Origin of the sequence: Pseudomonas sp. GWSMS-1, from assembly GCF_049847425.1 — a bacterium.
Classification (GTDB): Bacteria; Pseudomonadota; Gammaproteobacteria; order Pseudomonadales; family Pseudomonadaceae; genus Aquipseudomonas.
Map to the genome: position 1 here is coordinate 701767 of NZ_JBMHHV010000005.1, position 13161 is coordinate 714927.

Sequence of the window (13161 nt, forward strand, 5' to 3'; positions counted from 1 at the left end):
TTAATGGCACGGGTCAGAAGCGGTAGTTGACGCCCAAGGTCAGAGTGCGGCCGGGTGCCGGCTGGCGACCCCAAGGGCTGGTGTCGATACCGCGGAAGTAATACTCGCGGTCGAACAGGTTGCTGACCCCGGCGGAAGTGGTCAGCAAGCTGCCGTCGTCGAGCTTGAACTCGCGCTCGATGGCGGTGTTCCACAGCCAGTAGGCGGGCAACTCGCCGACCGTCGCGGCGGCATCCTCGGTGTGGCTGTTGGCCGCGTCGGTGTAGGCGCTGCTGACGTAAAGGCCGTCGAGGTTGAAGGTCCAGTGTTCGGCGAAGCGGTAGCGGCCATCGACAGTGAGCTGATGTGCGGAAGCGAAGGGCACTTCGTTACCCTTGAATGAGCCGCTGCGTTGCTCGCTGTCGAGATAGGCGTAGCCGGCGTGCAGGTCGAGGGTCGGTAGGGCGGCCGGGGTCCAGAACACTTCGCTTTCGAGGCCCTGGTGGCGGGTGCTGCCGAGGTTCTCGAAGCGGTCATTGCGGCGGTTGTATTCGATCTGATCTTTGAAATCGATGCGGTATAGACCGATATCGACCCGCAGCCCGGCCCATGGCGTATAGCGCACGCCGCTCTCGTAGTTCCAGGCCAGCTCGGCGGCGACGTCGCCGTCCTTGACGATCGAGGTGATCTGCGGCACGCGCAGCGAGCGCTGGGCGTTGGCGTAGACGAACCACTGGTCTGTGAGCTGGTAGCCCGCGCTCAGGCCGGGTAGCCATTGCTCGGCGACGGTTTCGCGTTCGACCCCGCTGACGCCATCGGCATACGCCATACGCGCGTGTTCGTAACGCACGCCGGGGGTCAGGGTCAGGCGGCCGTCGAGTAGTTTCAATTCATTGCTCAGGTAGACGGCTTTGGCCTCGTCGTCGAAGGTCCAGTCGCGGATCACGCTTTGCGCGCCGGTGCTGAGATTCTCGCGGTTGACCTTGAAATCGACGTCTTCCTTGATCATGCGCGCGCCGAGTAACCAGGTCTGACTAAGGTTGTCGCCGTCGATGCTCATGCTCAGGCGTGGTTCGCTGCCCCAGACGCGGAAGTCGCGCGGCGCGTCCTGAAAGGTGGTCGGAGTGGCGTCCGGGGTAAAGGGCAGGCCCACGAGGAAATTGCGGTAGCTGTGATGGGCGAAGTTAGTCCAGCTGAACTCCACCGCATCGAACGGACCAATGGCACCTAGGTACTGGTTGTAGGTGGCCCATACGCGATCGGTATCGCCTTCGAAGCGATCGAGGTCGCGGCTCGACTGACGCGGATCGTCTTTGTAATCGGCGACGCTGAGGGCGCCGGCCAGGTCGAGGTCGGCGATATAGCGCTGCACGCCGAAGCTCAGGCTGCGGGTGTCATCGATCTCCCACTGGCCGCGCAGGCGATAGTTCTGCACGTCGCTGTCGGAGTGTTCGCGGCCGTATTCGCCGCTGACGGTGTTGAGGTCCAACTGCAGGCCGAAGTTATCGGTCAGATAGCCGCCGGTGCCGATGTAGCTGTCCCACAGGCTGCGCCCGCCAGGAGCGAATGTGGCTTTTTCCTGCAGGGTGGTCTCCCATTGATGCGGGATCGGCTTGCTGATCAGGTTGATCACCCCACCGACGTTGTTCGGCCCGTACTGCACCGCCGCGCCTCCACGCACGATATCGATGCGCTCGACGGTCGCCAGGGTCTGCGGGAACAGCGACAGGCTGGTCTGGCCATAAGGCGCGAGTGACAGCGGGATGCCGTCGGAGAGCACCTGAGCGCGGCCGCTGCGGCTCTCGTAGAGGCCGCGCACGGAAATCTGCGGCAGGGCACCGGTGCCAGTCTCGTCGAACACCTTGACCCCCGGCACACGCTGCAAGGCGTCGTCGAGGCCGCGCACGCTGGCTTTACTCAGCGCCTCGTTGTTGACCACGCTGCGGCTGCCGGCATAGGTGCGCACTTCTTTATCGCTGGCGCTACCCAGCACATCGCCCTTGATGACCATCGGAGCGAGGACTTTCTCTGGGCTGGCTTCTGCGGCGCTGGCTACGTGGCTGGTCGCCAGTGCCAGAAGGCTGAGTGGTAAGAAAAACAATCGTGCGGTAGGGGTCATAAGCGCTTAATCAAAGATTGGAATTAGGTTTCAGCTCATGCTGGGCGTCTTTAGGCGTGTGCGACCGCTCATCACCGCCACTCAGCAGGTGCGCTCATATCAGGGGCATGACGCGACCGGCAACGCACTCAGTTCGCAGGCTTGTATGAGTGAGGGCTGACGCGTGTTTGTTAACGCCGCTACCAGCAAACGATAATACTTATCGTTTGCTGGTGTAAATTGTTTTATGTCTCTGCCGCCTAATCAATGGGCTGGCAGCAATAGGGCGGACATCTACGCAGGTCATTGATCAGGCGGCTCGTGTGCTGGTCGCGCGTTGAGATGCTGGCGGGAATATTTCGCTGATCAGCGTGTTAGGCGGGCATGCTGTGTTCGTGGCCACTGTCTCCGCAGGCCTTGTTTAGGGATGATGACGGTTAAGGCGCTCGATCCGTGGCTCGTGCCTGGCGCTGGCAGGTGATTGGTTGAGCATAGGTGGTGGGCGGTGCGGATCAGGTGATCGTTCTGCATCAGCCCATTGGCGGCCAGTAAAGCGGGGAGCTCAGGTCGGGCTGGTTTGTGATCAACAATAATGTTTTTGAGCGATGCATTATTCGAGCGGATTGACCGCGCCTAGACTGCCGCTCATCCGCACAGGAGTAATGCCGTGGCCTATAACAACGACAATGCCCAGGCTTTCCGCGCACGTTACCGGGCTGCCATCCATCCGCTGTACAACCCATGGCTGCATGCCGCCTTTGTGCTGGCTTACGGCCTAACGTGTGTGAGCCTGCTGTGGAGCACCCTGGAGGCGGTGGCTTTCTGGCAGTGGCTGCTGGTACCGCTGAGCCTGGTGTTCTTTAGCTGGGGTGAGTACCAGGTGCATAAGCGTCTAGGGCACAACAAAACGCGCTTCGGTCAGCTGTTCTACAAGCGTCACACCGGTGATCACCACAGCTTTTTCGTCGAAGGCCAGATGCGCTACGAGACGCCGCGTGATTGGCGGGTGATCCTTTTTCCCGCCTGGCTGATCGTGCTCTACAGCTTGCCGCTGCTGGGTGTCTGGTGGTTGCTGGCGCATATCGACGGCAACCTAGCGGCGCTGTTCGCCGGTAGCATGCTGCTGGGGTATATGAGCTACGAGGTGGTGCATGCCTGCGAGCACTTGCCGGCTGAGCACCCCGTTGCGCGGCTGCCGGGGATTCGCCAGATGCGCCGCCTGCATGCGTTGCATCATCGGCGTGAACTGATGCATGCGCGCAATTTCGGAATCGTCCATCCATTGATGGACTGGCTGTATGGCACCTTGCACTGGGAGTCGGAGGCAATCCACCAGCAGAATTGTCAGCAGCACCGCATTCGGCTTACCCGCCCGGCGGACGAGGTACTGAGCTATGCCGCTGCGCCAGTGCACTGGCCCGAGTGGCATCCTTCGTCGTTACGCATCTATGGACGCGAGGGCGCGTTGCTCGCTGGCGAAGTATTCGAGGAGGACATCCATGCCGGTGGCCGCGCCGGCCATCTGCGTTGGGACGTGCTCGACTATCAGCCGGCCCGCCGCTGGCAGGCCAGCGCCCGAGGCGAGCACGGCCTGGCGCTGTTGCTGACCTACGAGTGCATAGAAGTGGCGGGTGGTTGTGAGTTTGTCCGTACCCTGGAATACGGCTTCGACGGTGTGCTGATGCGCCTGGCCAACCGCTTGTTGCTGAGCCGGCGCATTGAGCGCGAATCCTTGGCCTCGATGCAGGCGCTGCGCGCGGTGCTTGAGGGCAGCCAGGCTGCGAAATAGGACTCAGGGAGTGGGCGTCTGCTCCTGGCGTTCACGCACCCAGAACACCGTGGCCCCTGCCACCGCTGCCGGCATCATCAGTATATTCAGCCCCGGCACCAGCAAGGCTGCATAGGTGATGCCGCCAAAGCCCAGGCTCTGCCAGCGTTTCTCACGCAGCCAGGCGAGCATGTCTGGCCAGCTCATCTTGTTGTTGTCTGCGGGGTAATCGATGTATTGGATTGCCATCATCCACACGCCGAACAGCAGCCACAGCGGTGCGGCGATGAGGTTGAGCACTGGTATAAAAGTGAGGATCAGCAGGGCAATGGCGCGTGGCAGAAAGTAGCCCAGTTTGCGCATCTCGCGGCCCAGGGTGCGCGGCACCATCGCGGCCAGTTCGGCCCAGCTAAACGGCGGGGATTGATCCTGGCCACGCACCACCACTTCGACCTTCTCCGCGAGAAAACCGTTAAACGGTGCGGCGATGATATTGGCCAGCAAGGTGAAGGTGAAAAACACCATCAGCAGCACCAACACCACAAACAGCGGCCACAGCACATATTCAAGAAAGCTCAGCCAACTCGGTAGGCTGGGCATAAAGGTATCGACCCAGCCGCCAAATTGCTGCACCGCCACGCCGATCAGCGCGGTAAACAGCAGCAGGTTGATGCTCAGGGGCAACAGCACGAACAGTCGCAAGCCAGGGCTCAGAACCAGTTTCAGGCCTTCGCTCAGGTATTGCGGGCCAGTGAGTACGGGGGCAGACATGGGAGGGTTTCCATGAGAGTGAAGTCGCGCCGACCTTACCGGCTTTGCGGGTCAGGGGAAAGCGCATGCAATGTGCGCTCACGATTGCCTGGCTCGCCATAGCGCGCGTCTATGCCCCGCATTGGTAAAGCATATTTCCGCCTAGTCGTGGGCGGGCATAGGCTGCCCGTCATCCCTTTATGGGGCTTCCAAGCGTATGGCCTTCCCCAGGTGTTTCTGGAAGTCCCAGTTTATTGCTGCCGGCGTTGCCGGAGGAGTTGCTGATGTCTGCTGATCGTCATGCTCGCGTGATTATTCTGGGTTCAGGCCCTGCTGGTTATAGCGCGGCGGTCTATGCCGCACGGGCCAATCTCAAGCCGTTGCTGATTACCGGACTGCAGGCCGGCGGCCAACTGACCACCACCACCGAGGTGGATAACTGGCCCGGCGATGTGCATGGCCTGACGGGGCCGGCATTGATGCAGCGCATGCAGGAGCATGCCGAGCGTTTCGAGACGGAAATCGTCTATGACCATATCAATGCCGTCGACCTCGCCGGCAAGCCGTTCACCCTGGTCGGCGACAGCGGCACCTACAGCTGCGATGCCTTGATCATCGCCACTGGCGCCAGTGCCCGCTATCTGGGCCTGCCCAGTGAAGAGGCTTTTATGGGCAAGGGCGTATCGGCCTGCGCCACCTGTGATGGGTTTTTCTACCGCAACCGTGACGTCGCGGTGGTCGGTGGTGGCAACACCGCCGTGGAAGAGGCGCTGTACCTGGCCAATATCGCCAGCAAGGTGACCTTGGTGCACCGCCGCGAAACCTTCCGCGCCGAAAAGATTTTGCAGGACAAGCTGCAGGCGCGGGTGGCCGAAGGCAAGATCGTGCTCAAGCTCAATGCCGAGGTAGACGAGGTGCTCGGCAACAACATGGGCGTGACCGGTGTACGCGTGAAGAACAGCGATGGCCGCTTTGACGAGCTGAGTGTTGACGGCCTGTTCGTCGCCATCGGCCATACGCCGAACACCTCGTTGTTTGAAGGCCAACTGGCGCTCAAGGACGGCTATCTGGTGGTTAATGGCGGCCGTGAAGGCAAAGCCACCGCCACCAACATCCCGGGTGTGTTTGCTGCAGGCGATGTGGCGGACCATGTCTACCGTCAGGCGATCACCTCGGCCGGTGCCGGCTGCATGGCGGCGCTGGATGTGGAACGTTATCTGGACGGCCAGTAAGCGGCTGCTTACCAACGACTGCGCGCGGCCAGGCGGCGTTAAAAATGCCTGGCCTTCGCTCGCTACCTCTTATTGAGAATGAATAAAGCCTCGATTGAATCGAGGCTTTTTGCTGTTTACGCGGCGCTCAGACCCAGGTGTTCAGCTTGAGGTCCCTTGAACTCAAACGCAGGAACTGGTCACTGGCTTTGACCAGCAACGCGTGTTCATCGACGGTCAGTTCGCGGCTTTTCCGGCCCTGTGATTCGCTGCGGTAGAGGGTTTGCCCGCGTTCTTCGCGCAGGCGCTGGTAGCGCTGGCTGCGCGCCTCGACCTTGAGGGTCAGCAGGTCGACGTAAGCCACCTGCATCAGTTCGCTTTGTCCGGTTTCCAGGGCGCAGCGCTGCAGGAGTGGGGTGTGGGTAAAGGGCGATTCGGAGAGCATGACCTGCCGGCAGGCGCTGAGATCAGGGCGCGGCTCGCCGTTGTGGAACCAATGGCCACGGATGTCGCGTTTCAGGTTGAGGCTGCGTTGACCGTGGTTGTCGACCTTTAGCCACAGGCGGCGAAAGCGCCAGAGTGGATCGCAGTTGAGCACGTAGGTCGCGGCGATGCTGTTGCCGCGCAGGCTCTGCATCAAGTGGCTGGTGGCGTTGATGCCGTGTTCATCAATATTCAGGCGCAGATTTTCCACACCGGGGTTGTGCCATGGTTTCCATACCAGGGACTGCTGCATCTAGCGACTCCAAGCCATGTCAGGTTGGAGAAACCAGGGAAGAACAGCAATGACGCTGCTCGGAGCACTTTCCCTAGTGTTCTCGTTCGAGTAATGGCGCGCAGCATAGGGGGATTAAAGTGCGATGTCTGTCAGCCTTTACCGACAGCTGTGCAAGTTTATGCGCATTCTTGTGCGGTTTACAGGCTGTTGCGTTGCAGCGACGGCTGCTCGAAACGCACGCCAGCCAGGCCGGTGTCCATCAGCGCGCGGATATTGCCATGGTCGCTGCCGCTTGGGGTGGCCAGTACGCTGCGGTAGTGCTCGCCAAAGCACTGCAGGGTTTCTTCCAGGCTGAGGCCTTCAAGGAGCGCCAGGCCGAGGGTCTTGCACGAGCCTTCGTTCTGGCCAGCAGCGTTTTCGACTGCACCGTTGTGGAAGGCGCTGGGTTGGTACTGGTAGTGCTCAGCAATAAACGCAAGTGTCTGCGCGAAGGTGAAGTGTTCGCTGCGCAGTTGGGCGCGAAAGTCGTTCAGGGCGCTCATGCCTCTTTTCCTTTATTAAACGCGGCCTGTTGTTCGGCGCTGGCTTCTTTCTGGTATTGGCTCTTCCACTCGGCATAGGGCATGCCGTAAATCTCTTCACGTGCCTGATCCATGGTGAGGTCGACGCCCGTTTCATCGGCTGCAGCCTTGAACCACTTGGACAGGCAGTTGCGGCAGAAGCCGCTGAGGTTCATCAGGTCGATATTCTGTACATCCGGTCGCGAGCGCAGGTGTTGCACCAGGTGGCGAAAAGCGGCGGCTTCAAGTTCGAGGCGTTGTTGATCGGTCATGACGATGCTCTCTGTAAGCAGGCAAGGGAGGCGTGGCGGCGATGATAGAAGGATGCTTGCCGGGCGGCAACGGCCCCGGCGCAGGGCGCGCCGGGAACTATGCGAATCGATGGTTAGCGCAGGGTTAGCGGTGGCCGGCGAGGGTGATCGACACCGACTCGGCAAAACGTAGGGCGTGCAGCTTGTCGACTTCCACTTCGGCGTAACGCACCGCGTCATTAACCATGACCAGGTCAAGAATCTCCTGGGTCATGCGCTCCAGCAGGGCGAAGCGATTTTCTTCGACATGGCGAATCACCGCCTTGGTGATGGTGCGGTAATTCAATGCGTGGTCGATATCGTTATCACGCACCGCATCGGCGACGGGGTAGAGGATGGTCAGGTTGATCAACACATCCTGCTTATTGTTGATCTCCTCTTCCTTGATACCGATGTAGGTGCGCAGGCGCAGGTCTTTGACGCGGATGCGCGCCATTCCAGGTTCCAGTCGCGGCATTACTTGCTCCGTCCGATCAGTTGCAGGAATTCATGGCGAGTGTTGCAGGATTCGCGGAAGGCTCCCAGCATCACTGAGGAGGTCATCACCGAGTTCTGCTTCTCCACGCCGCGCATCATCATGCACATGTGTTTGGCTTCGATTACCACGGCTACGCCGGCAGCATTGGTGACTTGCTGAATCGCGTCGGCGATCTGCTTGGTCAGGTTTTCCTGGATCTGCAGGCGGCGCGCGAACATGTCGACGATGCGTGCCACCTTAGACAAGCCCAGCACCTTGCCGGTCGGAATGTAGGCCACGTGGGCCTTACCGATAAAGGGCAGCATGTGGTGTTCGCACAGCGAATACAGCTCGATATCGCGGACGATCACCATCTCGTCGTTATCCGACTCAAACAGCGCGCCGTTGACCACTTCTTCCAGGCTCTTGTGGTAGCCATTGCACAGGTACTGCATGGCTTTGGCGGCACGTTTTGGCGTGTCCAGCAGGCCTTCGCGTTCTGGGTTTTCACCGACGCCGAGGATGATTTCGCGGTAGTGATCGTTCATTTCTGGGTTCATTGCAAAGGTCCTCGCGACCAGGCTCATTTGAGGTGGCGGCCGCCGTTGACAGTCAGTGTGGTGCCGGTGACGTAAGGGTTATCCAGCAGGTAACGCAAACTCTGGTAAATCACCAGTGGCCCGGGCTCGATACCCAATGCCGATTTTTTTAAGGTTTTGCTGCGGTAGTCGGCGTCATCGTCTGCGTTGAACATGATCAGCGCAGGGGCAATGCCGTTGACCTTGATCTGTGGGGCGAAACGGGCGGCAAATGATAGGGTCAAGCTGTCCAGCCCGGCTTTGCTCGCGCAATAGGCAGGGCGCTTAGCGCTGCCTTTACGGGCCACGTCATCGCTGATGTGGATGATGTCAGCGGGCGTTGAGTTTTCAAGCAACGCCTGGCAATTCAGGTTGATCAGGTACGGCGCGAGCATGTGCACGTTGAACTGTTGGGTAAATACAGCTGCTTCCTCGCCCGGTGTTTCCTCCAGCCAGTCAGAGGCGTTGTGGACAATGGCGCGCAGGCTGTCGGTGTGCTGTTTGAGCCGCTCGATAAACGCCAGGATGCCCGCTTCGCTGGCAAAGTCGGCTGGCAGCGCCAGGGCTCCCCGCTGCTTGAGCCGCTCGATACCTTCGCGCTCACTGCGATAGGTGACAATCAACGAGTGGCCGTCATCGAGCAGGCGTTCGGCGCAGTACAAACCAATGCGCTGGCTGGCTCCGGTAATCAGAATGGGGGCGGCGCTGACGCTCATGGTCGACTCGCAAAATAATTAGGGTGGGTTCAGCGACGCTGCGCCGGGATACCTGACCAGTACGACACGGCCTCGACTGAACCGGAATCAAAGTTATACCAGCATGGCTCTTTGTACAACCATGCGTGCAGTGGGTGTACTCGGCCGATTTAGGGTTATTCGCCTATTTCATTGAGCTGTATCGCTATTTTTTGCAAATACAGGCTGAAATAAATTGTCCTTATCGTGTACAAGATAGGTTTTCTTGTACAGGTATGGCGTCATGAAGCCTTGGCAGTTAAGCATTGCGGTGTTGCGCGGGCGAGTCAGTCACGTCGAGATCATGGCGCTGCGCTGTTGTGGTTACAGCGTGCGGATTGTTTTCCGCGCGGGCAGTGTGCAGGTCCTGGACTATGCGCCAGGGCAGCCGCTCTGGCCTGGGCTGGCGTTGCTTAAAACACGCCTGCGCCGCTGCGGCGTGCGCCAGGCGCGGTTACTACAGCCGGAAAGCCATGATGAGATTATTGGCAGGCCAAAGCTGCTTGAGGCCGATCCTGGGTTGTGGCTAGCGCTGAGGTGACTGGCTCAGCGCGGGTCTTTGCTGTTGCACTGATTGTCTGTGCAGCGCTGGCCCGCATCCGGGTGAGGCAGCCACGTGAGATGCGGGCGTAACCGGCAGAACAGTCGATAGCCCAGCTCCAGCACCGGTCGCAGCGCTGGCCAAGTCAGCGGTGCTGCCCAGCGATCAAGGCCCGCAGCGCGCCAACTCCAGAGTGTCGCATCCAGGCCGGTGACCCATTTGCCGTCGGCAAAATGCGCGTGCAGGCGGTTTTGCAGTGTTTCCTTGGAGTAGCCGGTGGCTTCAGCCTGGAAGTCCTCTCGGCTGATATCAACCAGGCTCAGGCGTTCTGTGCTGGCGCGCTTGCGCAGCAGTTGGATCTCGCGCGCGCACAGCGGGCAATCACCGTCGTAGTAAAGGGTCAGCGGCCAGTGCGGTTGCATATTCATACTCTCAGTCTTTGTATAGGTTTTGTACAAAGTATGCGCTAAAGAGCTGAGTTACAATGCGCGCAATATTTTTCTGTGATAGCTGCCCATGTCCGATCTCGTTGGTGCTTCGTCCCTGGTTTCGAGTGCCCTCAAGCAGGAAGAGTTGTTTCCTATTCGTGAGGTGGCGCGCCTGACCGGTGTTAACCCGGTTACCCTGCGGGCTTGGGAGCGGCGCTACGGGCTGATTCAGCCAACCCGCACCGACAGTGGTCATCGCCTGTATTCTCAGGCCGATATTGAGGCGGTGCGCAGCATCTTGGCGTGGATCGAGCGCGGCGTGGCGGTGAGCAAGGTCGGTAAGATTCTCGCTAAAAGCAGCTCGATCAAATCGGCCAGTTCGCCTATCTATGAAGAGATTAGCGCCAGCGAGTGGGGCGAGTGGCAAGCTCAGCTGCGCCGTGCCATCAGCGCCTTCGATGAGGTGCGCCTGGATCGCCTGTATGGGCAGATTTTCTCCAGTTATCCGCTGCCGGTGGTGTTTCAGGACATCCTGATGCCGCTGTGGCAAGAGCTGCTGCTGCGTCAGGACGAGTACGGCCAGACCAGTGAGTGGTTGTTCCTCGACACCTTTCTACGTGCCCGTACGCTGCAGCGCCTGCAGGTGTTGCGTACTCAGGTCGAAGAGCGCGTGCTGCTGGCGGCCTTGTCGGGTCATTGCCGTGAGCTGGAGTTGCTGGTGGCCGGGTTGCTGCTCAGCAGTGCCGACACCGCCGTCAGTGTGCTGGGGCTGGGTCAGCCACTTGAAGAGCTGACCCTGATCTGTGAAAAAATGCAGCCCCAGGCGCTCGTAGTGTTCTCCAATCAACCGCCCAGTGATGATTTGCCGAAGGTGCTCACGCGCCTGGCTTTGGCCTTGAATTGCCCGCTGGTGATGGCCGGCGACGGTGCCGATCTGGCCGAGGAAAGCCTCAGCGGTTCGCCGATTGCTTGCCTGGGCAACGAAGGGCGCTTGATGCAGCGCCGCTTGCAGCAGTTTCTTGCCGGGCACCTGGATACCTAGTTCCGCTGCGTAATGCCCTCTGAATGGCCCTGCTGCGTTCGCGCAGCGGGGTTTTTCTGTGCCTTTGGTTCCTGCTCGTTTTCGATTGCTTGTACAGTCTGTACAAGAAATAGCTTGCCGCCTGCGAGTTTAGGCTGTACAAAAGCTATACATTGTTAGTTTGTGTATAGCTTGTATCCACTTGTACAGCTTGAGGACTCAGCAACATGACCCAATACCGCGCACCCCTTCGAGATATGCGTTTCGTTTTTGACGAGGTGCTCGACGCTTATGCCACCTTGCAGTCGCTGCCTAGTCAGCGCGAGTTCGGAGACGACCTCGGTGGCGCCATTTTAGAAGAAGCCGCCAAGCTGGCGGAGAACGTACTGGCACCGCTCAACGGGCCAGGCGACAAACAGGGTTGCCACTACGACCCGGAAACCAAGTCGGTGAAAGCCCCTGACGGTTTTCGCCAGGCATATAAGCAGTTTGCTGAAGGTGGCTGGACCGCTTTGGCCTGTACCCCCGAGTTTGGCGGCCAAGGCCTGCCAAGCGTGTTGAACATGATGGTTGAGGAGATGGTCTGCTCGGCCAACTTATCCCTCGGTATGTACCCGGGCCTGACTCACGGCGCCATTAATGCACTCACCGCGCATGGTGCTCGCGAGCTGCAGGAGCGTTATCTGCCGAAACTGATCAGTGGCGAATGGACGGGCACCATGTGCCTGACCGAACCACAGTGCGGCACCGACCTCAGCCTGATCCGCACTCGCGCAGTACCGCAGGCCGATGGTAGCTACGCCATTACAGGGACCAAGATTTGGATCACTGGCGGCGAGCACGACCTGGTCGACAATATTTTGCACCTGGTGCTGGCCAAGCTGCCGGACGCGCCAGATAGCGTTAAAGGCATTTCATTGTTCGTGGTGCCCAAGTTCCTTGAAGACGGCAGCCGCAACCCGGGGTTCTGTGGTGGTCTGGAACACAAAATGGGCATCAAGGGGTCTGCGACCTGTGTGATGAATTTTGAAGGTGCACAAGGCTGGCTGGTTGGCGAAGCCAACAAGGGCCTTAAGTGCATGTTCACCATGATGAACTCCGCGCGCCTGATGGTCGGTATGCAGGGGCTTGGTATTGCTGAGAGCGCCTATCAGGTAAGTCTGGGTTTTGCCAAAGAGCGCCTGCAGAGCCGTTCATTGTCTGGCCCGAAAGCGGCTGACAAGCCGGCTGACCCGATCATCGTGCATCCCGATGTACGGCGTAATTTGCTGCGCCAGAAGGTGATGATCGAAGGTTGCCGTGCACTGGCGTATTTCACCGGTCTGCATGAAGACGTAGCCCACGATCATGAAGACGCGGCGGTGCGTGAGCAGGCTGATGACCTGGTGCAGCTGCTGACACCGGTGGTGAAGTCTTTCCTCACCGAGGAGGGCTTCAACTCTGCCAATGCTGGGCTGCAAGTACTCGGTGGTTCCGGTTACACCGAAGACTGGGGCATCGAGCAACTGGTACGTGATGCCCGGATTACCCTCATTTATGAAGGCACCAACGGCATCCAGGCGCTGGATCTGGTCGGTCGCAAGTTGGGCTTGGGTGGTGGTCGCGCCGTGCGCAATTACTTTGCCCTGGTTGAAGGCTGGCTCAAGGCCAATGCCGATAGCGAACATGCGGCTGCAGTAGGCGCGGCACTCAAGCAACTGCAGCAGGCGACCCTGTGGATTGCCAGCGAAGGGATGAAAGACCCGAGCAAGCGGGCGCTGCTGCGACGCCTTACCTGCGATTTTTTGCGCTGACCAGCCTAGCCTGGATGTGGGCGCGGATGGCTGCAGTGGCCAAGGCCAAGCTGGCTGCGGGCAGCACTGAAACCCTGTTCTACGGCGCCAAGTTGAAGTCTGCGGACTTCTTTATGGCGCGCATCCTGACGGAAACCGACAGCCTATTGGCTGAGGTTAAGGCCGGCAAAGCCACGCTGATGGTGTTTAGTGAAGAGGAGTTTGCCGCCTAAAA

Annotated in this window: 13 protein-coding genes and 1 pseudogene; 5 read left to right on the forward strand and 9 right to left on the reverse strand. The window is 59.6% G+C overall.

The features are described from left to right. Nucleotides 1–13 precede the first annotated feature (13 nt). A complete protein-coding gene (locus tag ACEPAJ_RS06630; RefSeq protein WP_425914221.1) occupies nucleotides 14–2098 on the reverse strand; it encodes a TonB-dependent receptor family protein in 2085 nt (694 codons plus the stop codon). 646 nt (nucleotides 2099–2744) lie between these two features. Between ACEPAJ_RS06630 and ACEPAJ_RS06635 the strand changes: the two genes are divergently transcribed. After that, nucleotides 2745–3866, forward strand: coding sequence for a sterol desaturase/SRPBCC family protein (locus tag ACEPAJ_RS06635; RefSeq protein ID WP_425914222.1), 1122 nt, complete (start codon nucleotides 2745–2747; stop codon nucleotides 3864–3866). 3 nt (nucleotides 3867–3869) lie between these two features. Here ACEPAJ_RS06635 and cysZ read toward each other — a convergent pair whose 3' ends face one another. Then, complete coding sequence (gene cysZ / locus ACEPAJ_RS06640) at nucleotides 3870–4616, reverse strand: sulfate transporter CysZ (protein WP_425914223.1); 747 nt, start codon at nucleotides 4614–4616, stop codon at nucleotides 3870–3872. A gap of 263 nt (nucleotides 4617–4879) precedes the next feature. On the opposite strand from cysZ, the gene trxB reads away from it, so the two are divergent. Next, a complete protein-coding gene (gene trxB, locus ACEPAJ_RS06645) occupies nucleotides 4880–5827 on the forward strand; it encodes a thioredoxin-disulfide reductase (RefSeq protein ID WP_425914224.1) in 948 nt (315 codons plus the stop codon). Nucleotides 5828–5954: 127 nt separating this feature from the next. Here the strand turns inward: trxB and ACEPAJ_RS06650 are convergent, their stop codons facing one another. From ACEPAJ_RS06650 to folM, 6 genes are all read right to left on the reverse strand, one after another. Beyond that, complete coding sequence (locus tag ACEPAJ_RS06650) at nucleotides 5955–6542, reverse strand: putative glycolipid-binding domain-containing protein (protein WP_425914225.1); 588 nt, start codon at nucleotides 6540–6542, stop codon at nucleotides 5955–5957. A 179-nt stretch (nucleotides 6543–6721) separates the two neighbouring features. Then, nucleotides 6722–7066, reverse strand: coding sequence for a HopJ type III effector protein (locus ACEPAJ_RS06655; RefSeq protein WP_425914226.1), 345 nt, complete (start codon nucleotides 7064–7066; stop codon nucleotides 6722–6724). Further along, nucleotides 7063–7356: a DUF1244 domain-containing protein gene (locus tag ACEPAJ_RS06660; protein ID WP_425914227.1), complete on the reverse strand. Its 294-nt coding sequence runs from the start codon at nucleotides 7354–7356 to the stop codon at nucleotides 7063–7065. The genes ACEPAJ_RS06655 and ACEPAJ_RS06660 overlap by 4 nt, the downstream gene beginning before the upstream one ends. Before the next feature lie 124 nt (nucleotides 7357–7480). Next, the gene (gene folX / locus ACEPAJ_RS06665; protein WP_322949724.1) at nucleotides 7481–7852 is read right to left on the reverse strand and encodes a dihydroneopterin triphosphate 2'-epimerase; all 372 of its coding nucleotides are present in this window, start codon (nucleotides 7850–7852) and stop codon (nucleotides 7481–7483) included. Beyond that, nucleotides 7852–8412: a GTP cyclohydrolase I FolE gene (gene folE / locus ACEPAJ_RS06670; protein WP_425914228.1), complete on the reverse strand. Its 561-nt coding sequence runs from the start codon at nucleotides 8410–8412 to the stop codon at nucleotides 7852–7854. The genes folX and folE overlap by 1 nt, the downstream gene beginning before the upstream one ends. Before the next feature lie 23 nt (nucleotides 8413–8435). Further along, a complete protein-coding gene (gene folM, locus ACEPAJ_RS06675; protein WP_425914229.1) occupies nucleotides 8436–9146 on the reverse strand; it encodes a dihydromonapterin reductase in 711 nt (236 codons plus the stop codon). Between the two features lie 262 nt (nucleotides 9147–9408). Here folM and ACEPAJ_RS06680 point away from each other — a divergent pair, with 262 nt between their 5' ends. After that, nucleotides 9409–9705: a DUF6482 family protein gene (locus tag ACEPAJ_RS06680; RefSeq protein ID WP_425914230.1), complete on the forward strand. Its 297-nt coding sequence runs from the start codon at nucleotides 9409–9411 to the stop codon at nucleotides 9703–9705. A gap of 5 nt (nucleotides 9706–9710) precedes the next feature. Here ACEPAJ_RS06680 and ACEPAJ_RS06685 read toward each other — a convergent pair whose 3' ends face one another. Then, a complete protein-coding gene (locus tag ACEPAJ_RS06685) occupies nucleotides 9711–10133 on the reverse strand; it encodes a thiol-disulfide oxidoreductase DCC family protein (protein WP_425914231.1) in 423 nt (140 codons plus the stop codon). A gap of 88 nt (nucleotides 10134–10221) precedes the next feature. On the opposite strand from ACEPAJ_RS06685, the gene ACEPAJ_RS06690 reads away from it, so the two are divergent. Together ACEPAJ_RS06690 and ACEPAJ_RS06695 are read left to right on the forward strand one after the other, a co-directional pair. Further along, the gene (locus ACEPAJ_RS06690) at nucleotides 10222–11175 is read left to right on the forward strand and encodes a MerR family transcriptional regulator (RefSeq protein WP_425914232.1); all 954 of its coding nucleotides are present in this window, start codon (nucleotides 10222–10224) and stop codon (nucleotides 11173–11175) included. A gap of 206 nt (nucleotides 11176–11381) precedes the next feature. Continuing rightward, a pseudogene (locus tag ACEPAJ_RS06695) lies at nucleotides 11382–13159 on the forward strand (acyl-CoA dehydrogenase C-terminal domain-containing protein). The last annotated feature ends 2 nt before the right edge of the window (nucleotides 13160–13161 follow it).

What these genes read in the sequence shown, in the direction of transcription:
- ACEPAJ_RS06650 (WP_425914225.1), bottom strand. Translation starts at nt 6,542, where the DNA reads ATGCAGCAGTCCCTGGTATGGAAACCATGGCACAACCCCGGTGTGGAA.
- folX (WP_322949724.1), bottom strand. Translation starts at nt 7,852, where the DNA reads ATGCCGCGACTGGAACCTGGAATGGCGCGCATCCGCGTCAAAGACCTG.
- trxB (WP_425914224.1), top strand. Translation starts at nt 4,880, where the DNA reads ATGTCTGCTGATCGTCATGCTCGCGTGATTATTCTGGGTTCAGGCCCT.
- ACEPAJ_RS06685 (WP_425914231.1), bottom strand. Translation starts at nt 10,133, where the DNA reads ATGAATATGCAACCGCACTGGCCGCTGACCCTTTACTACGACGGTGAT.
- cysZ (WP_425914223.1), bottom strand. Translation starts at nt 4,616, where the DNA reads ATGTCTGCCCCCGTACTCACTGGCCCGCAATACCTGAGCGAAGGCCTG.
- ACEPAJ_RS06630 (WP_425914221.1), bottom strand. Translation starts at nt 2,098, where the DNA reads ATGACCCCTACCGCACGATTGTTTTTCTTACCACTCAGCCTTCTGGCA.
- ACEPAJ_RS06690 (WP_425914232.1), top strand. Translation starts at nt 10,222, where the DNA reads ATGTCCGATCTCGTTGGTGCTTCGTCCCTGGTTTCGAGTGCCCTCAAG.
- ACEPAJ_RS06680 (WP_425914230.1), top strand. Translation starts at nt 9,409, where the DNA reads ATGAAGCCTTGGCAGTTAAGCATTGCGGTGTTGCGCGGGCGAGTCAGT.
- ACEPAJ_RS06660 (WP_425914227.1), bottom strand. Translation starts at nt 7,356, where the DNA reads ATGACCGATCAACAACGCCTCGAACTTGAAGCCGCCGCTTTTCGCCAC.
- folE (WP_425914228.1), bottom strand. Translation starts at nt 8,412, where the DNA reads ATGAACCCAGAAATGAACGATCACTACCGCGAAATCATCCTCGGCGTC.
- ACEPAJ_RS06655 (WP_425914226.1), bottom strand. Translation starts at nt 7,066, where the DNA reads ATGAGCGCCCTGAACGACTTTCGCGCCCAACTGCGCAGCGAACACTTC.
- folM (WP_425914229.1), bottom strand. Translation starts at nt 9,146, where the DNA reads ATGAGCGTCAGCGCCGCCCCCATTCTGATTACCGGAGCCAGCCAGCGC.